Genomic DNA, 3,752 nt, shown 5'->3' with positions numbered 1-3,752 from the left:
CTGGCCCGCTCGCCCCGGCCGCGGCGCCGTCGTCGCCGCCCACCGCTCCCGCCGACCCGCCCGGCAGCGCGAAAGGGGGGCCAGCTCCCGGTCAGGCTGCGCACGCCGGTCGCTCCCGCGCGGTTCACGGCCGCCTTCACCACCGAGAAGATCGCGCCCTGGAGCGTGGCGGCGAGCAGCACCTCGCGCCAGGACCGGTCCTCGTCGGTGGCGTCCGGGGCGTCCTCGTCGTGACCGAGCACCTTCCACGTCTGTTTGAACAGCGCTCCGGCGGCCAGGCCCGCGAGCAGGCCGAGAGCCAGCCCCACCGGCTTGTAAGCGATCTTCGACACCTTCATCCCGCTCACCCCTTCACCCCGCGGCAGGCCATCCACACCACGACGGCGGCACCCGCCACGGTCAGCAGCACCTTGCGGTTGTCCCGGGCCAGCCGCGCCCCTTGTACGGCCTTGTCCCGGACGGGGTCGGGCAGCCGCTCCTGGGTCTGCTGGGCCACGTCGGCGGCCTTCGCCCTCAGTTCCCCGGCCCTGACAGCGGCCTGCTCCTTCAGTTGGCCGCCCTTCACAGCGGCCTGCTCCCTGACCTCGGCGCCCTTCTGCCGTGCCCGGGCCCCGACATCGGTCTTCGCCGCCAGGGCCTGGACCGTCTCCCCGAGTTCGGCACGGGTCTGCTCGACCTGTTCACGCAGTTCCTCGGGGCCGTCGGCGGTGGGTTCGTCGTGCGGCGGCTGGGTCATCGGTGCGCACTCTCCTTGATCACGGCCACGTCGGCCTTCACGTTCTCGACGGTCTGCTCGGGCTTGGCCGGTGCGGCCTGCCCGACCTGCTTCTTTCCGCTCCTGGCCAGCACCGCGGCGATCAAACCGAGGACCGCCGTCACGATCAGCCCCGCCGCCCACACCGGCAGCGCCACCGACAGTGCGGCGATCACACTGGCCACCAGTGCCTGGAGCGTCAGGAAGCCGACGAGACCGGCGCCGCCGAACAGGCCGCCCCCCTTGCCGTAGCGCCTGCCCTTCTCCTTCATCTCCGCCTGCGCCAGCCTCAGTTCACCGCGCACCAGCTCCGTCAGCTGCTGCGAGGCCCGCTGCACCAGTTCGCTCACCGGCTCGCTCACCGGTCCCTGGCCGGAGCGGTCCGTGCTCCGGCCCGTTGCGGCCTGGTGCGGCTGCGTGCCCGACACGACGCTCACCTCCCGTCCCTGTCCGTTGCTGCCCGCCGGGCCTGACACGCCCTGCGGTCCGACGAACGCGCGAGTACCCCGAACGACCGGGTTCAGGACAGGATCAGGCCTCGTCCAGCCTGCGGACGTCCTCCTCGTCCCACGTGCTGGTCGAGCGGGGCTCGGTGTACGGCTCCGCCTCCGGCGGCAGACCGCCCGCGACGGCCCGTTGGCGTGCGGTCTCGGCATCGAACTCCAGCCCCAGCAGCACGGCCAGGTTGGTGAGCCACAGCCACACCAGAAACACGACGACGCCCGCCATGGTGCCGTAGGTCTTGTTGTACGAGGCGAAACCGGCGACGTAGAACGCGAAGCCTCCGGAGGCGACCAGCCAGAGCAGCAGAGCGACGAAACTGCCCGGCGTGATCCACCGGAACCCCTTGACCCTCGCGTTGGGGCTGGCCCAGTACAGGACCGCGATCATCACGGTGACCAGGAGAACGAGCACCGGCCACTTGGCGATCGACCACACCGCCAGCGCCCCGTCCCCGATACCGAGGGCGGTGCCCGCCTGCCGGGCGATGCCGCCGGTGAAGACCACGATCAGGCCGCTGGCCACCGCCATCACCATGAGGACGAAGGTGAGCAGCACGCGCAGGGGGAGGATCTTCCACAGCGGACGGCCCTCAGGGATGTCGTAGACCGTGTTCGCGGCGCGGATGAACGCCGCGACGTAGCCGGAGGCCGACCAGAGCGCCAGGACCAGGCCGACGACCGCCATGACCGACCCGGCACCGGCCTTGCCCTGCAACTGCTCCACGGCACGGGTGATGATGTCCCGGGCCGGGCCCGGCGCCAGCTGCCGCACGTTGTCGAGCACCGCGGTGGTGGTCGACCTGCCGGCGATGCCCAGCAGGGAGACCAGCACCAGCAGCGCCGGGAACAGCGACAGCACCCCGTAGTACGTCAGGGCCGCCGCGCGATCGGTCAGCTCGTCGTCCTTGAACTCGTGCAGGGCCCCTTTGAGGACGGCACCCCAGGCCCGCTTCGGGAGTCTCGTCGGCGTGTCCGGCGCGCGCCGTTCGACGTCGGGTCCGGGCCCCGCCTCCTCGGGCGTCGGTATCCCGCGTCCCGGGCCCTCGCCGCTGTCCGGACGTGTCTTGCGCCATGGAACACGAAGCCTCTGCATACGCACCGGGTAACCCCTCCGCGCCCCGGCTACGCGGCCGAGCGGTGCCGGAATCGGGCGCGGACAGGCAGGGAACGCGCTCGCGGAAGCACCCAGGAAGGCATGGAGTGTGAGATCTACCAGAAACGGACGGGCGCCTGCGAGCGGATCGACTGCGATCAGGCGGACGCGGGATGCACGGCGACGACGGACCGACTGGCCGCGCTGGCGCCGGACGAGTTCGCCTGGATCCGGGTGACCGACCCCTCCCAGGAGGAACTCGAACGGCTCGGCAAGCATCTGAACCTGCATCCGCTCGCCGTCGAGGACGCGATCCAGGCCCACCAACGCCCGAAGCAGGAGCGCTACGGCGAGGTGCTCGCGGTCGCCGTGAAGACGCTGTGGTTCGTCGAGCGGACCGCCGACGTGGAGACCGGCGAAGTGATGATCTTCCTCGGCCCGTCCTTGGCGCTGACCGTGCGCCACGGTGCGAGCGACCCCGCCGCGGACGCGGCCCGCCGGCTCGCCGAGGAGCCGGGCATGGCCCGGCTCGGCCCGGACGGCGTCCTGCACGCGGTGGTGGACGTCGTCGTCGACGCCTACGCCGAGGCGGCCGCCCAGGTGCGGTCGGACCTGACCGAGCGGATCTACTCGCTGAAACGTGAGGTCGTGGAGTTCCGCGACGTCGCCGACCACCTCACCCGCACCGGCACCGAAGTACACGCGCTCGACGACGTTCTGGGGTCGGTCCTCGACGCCCATCTCGCGACGGTGAGCACCTGGCAGAACGACGACATGCGGCGGATCAGCGCCTGGGCGGCCATCTTCGCCGTCCCCACCCTGGTCGCCGGGATCTACGGCATGAACTTCGCCCACATGCCCGAGCTGGACTGGCGCTACGGCTACCCGTGCGCGCTGGCCGTGATGGCCCTCGGCGCGGGCCGGCTGTACCGGGCCTTCCGCCGCAACGGCTGGCTGTAAGGGCGGGGTTCCGGGCCGGTCCCGGCCTTGGCTCTCCGGGCCGGCTTCGGGCCTCAGTTCTCCGGGGCGATCCCGGCCTCACCCCTCGGAGCCGGCCGGTGGCAGGGTCTCCTCGGACACGACGTGGACCGCGGCCTCCTCGGCGCCCGCCGCGCCGCCGTCCACTCCCTTGTCGTCGGCGACCGCCTCGCCGGTCCTGTCCGGGTGCGCGCCCTCGTCCGGCGCCACCAGCCGCCCGGCGCGGTGGTCGCCCACCTCGGGATCGCGGGGCTCTCCGTCACCCCCGGGCAGATCCCCGATACCGTCGCCCTCGGGTGCCGCCACGTCCGGGACCTCCTGGCGCAGCCGCTCGTCGAGCGACTCGCCCTCGTGCTGCTCCCGAGCCCCCGGTCCCCGCGGCCGTCGAGGACGCGGTGGCCGCGTACCGCGCGCTGCTCGACCT

General features: G+C 72.4%; 5 protein-coding genes and 1 pseudogene. 1 reads left to right on the top strand and 5 read right to left on the bottom strand.

All coding sequences use genetic code 11. The features are described from left to right. Positions 1-77 precede the first annotated feature (77 nt). From ABZ646_RS42480 to ABZ646_RS42465, 4 genes and pseudogenes are all read right to left on the bottom strand, one after another. Positions 78-338: pseudogene (locus tag ABZ646_RS42480) on the bottom strand (DUF4235 domain-containing protein); the annotation flags it as partial. 5 nt (positions 339-343) lie between these two features. Beyond that, entirely contained in the window at positions 344-736 is a 393-nt protein-coding gene (locus tag ABZ646_RS42475) for a DUF3618 domain-containing protein (RefSeq protein ID WP_360531931.1), read from the bottom strand. Further along, complete coding sequence (locus tag ABZ646_RS42470; RefSeq protein ID WP_360531934.1) at positions 733-1,104, bottom strand: phage holin family protein; 372 nt, start codon at positions 1,102-1,104, stop codon at positions 733-735. Before ABZ646_RS42470 ends, ABZ646_RS42475 begins: the two co-directional genes overlap by 4 nt. A gap of 181 nt (positions 1,105-1,285) precedes the next feature. Then, complete coding sequence (locus tag ABZ646_RS42465; protein ID WP_360531928.1) at positions 1,286-2,350, bottom strand: YihY/virulence factor BrkB family protein; 1,065 nt, start codon at positions 2,348-2,350, stop codon at positions 1,286-1,288. 102 nt (positions 2,351-2,452) lie between these two features. Here ABZ646_RS42465 and ABZ646_RS42460 point away from each other — a divergent pair, with 102 nt between their 5' ends. Next, positions 2,453-3,310, top strand: coding sequence for a magnesium and cobalt transport protein CorA (locus ABZ646_RS42460; protein WP_360531925.1), 858 nt, complete (start codon positions 2,453-2,455; stop codon positions 3,308-3,310). 78 nt (positions 3,311-3,388) lie between these two features. On the opposite strand, the gene ABZ646_RS42455 is transcribed toward ABZ646_RS42460, so the two are convergent. After that, positions 3,389-3,752, bottom strand: a 364-nt coding sequence (locus tag ABZ646_RS42455; protein ID WP_360531922.1) for a DUF5709 domain-containing protein, incomplete at its 5' end; no start/stop codon positions are given.

The sequence above is a fragment of the Streptomyces sp. NPDC007162 genome, assembly GCF_040634175.1.
Lineage (GTDB): Bacteria > Actinomycetota > Actinomycetes > Streptomycetales > Streptomycetaceae > Streptomyces.
The sequence above is the reverse complement of the archived record's forward strand: the minus strand, read 5'-3'. Positions and strand labels throughout refer to the sequence as shown.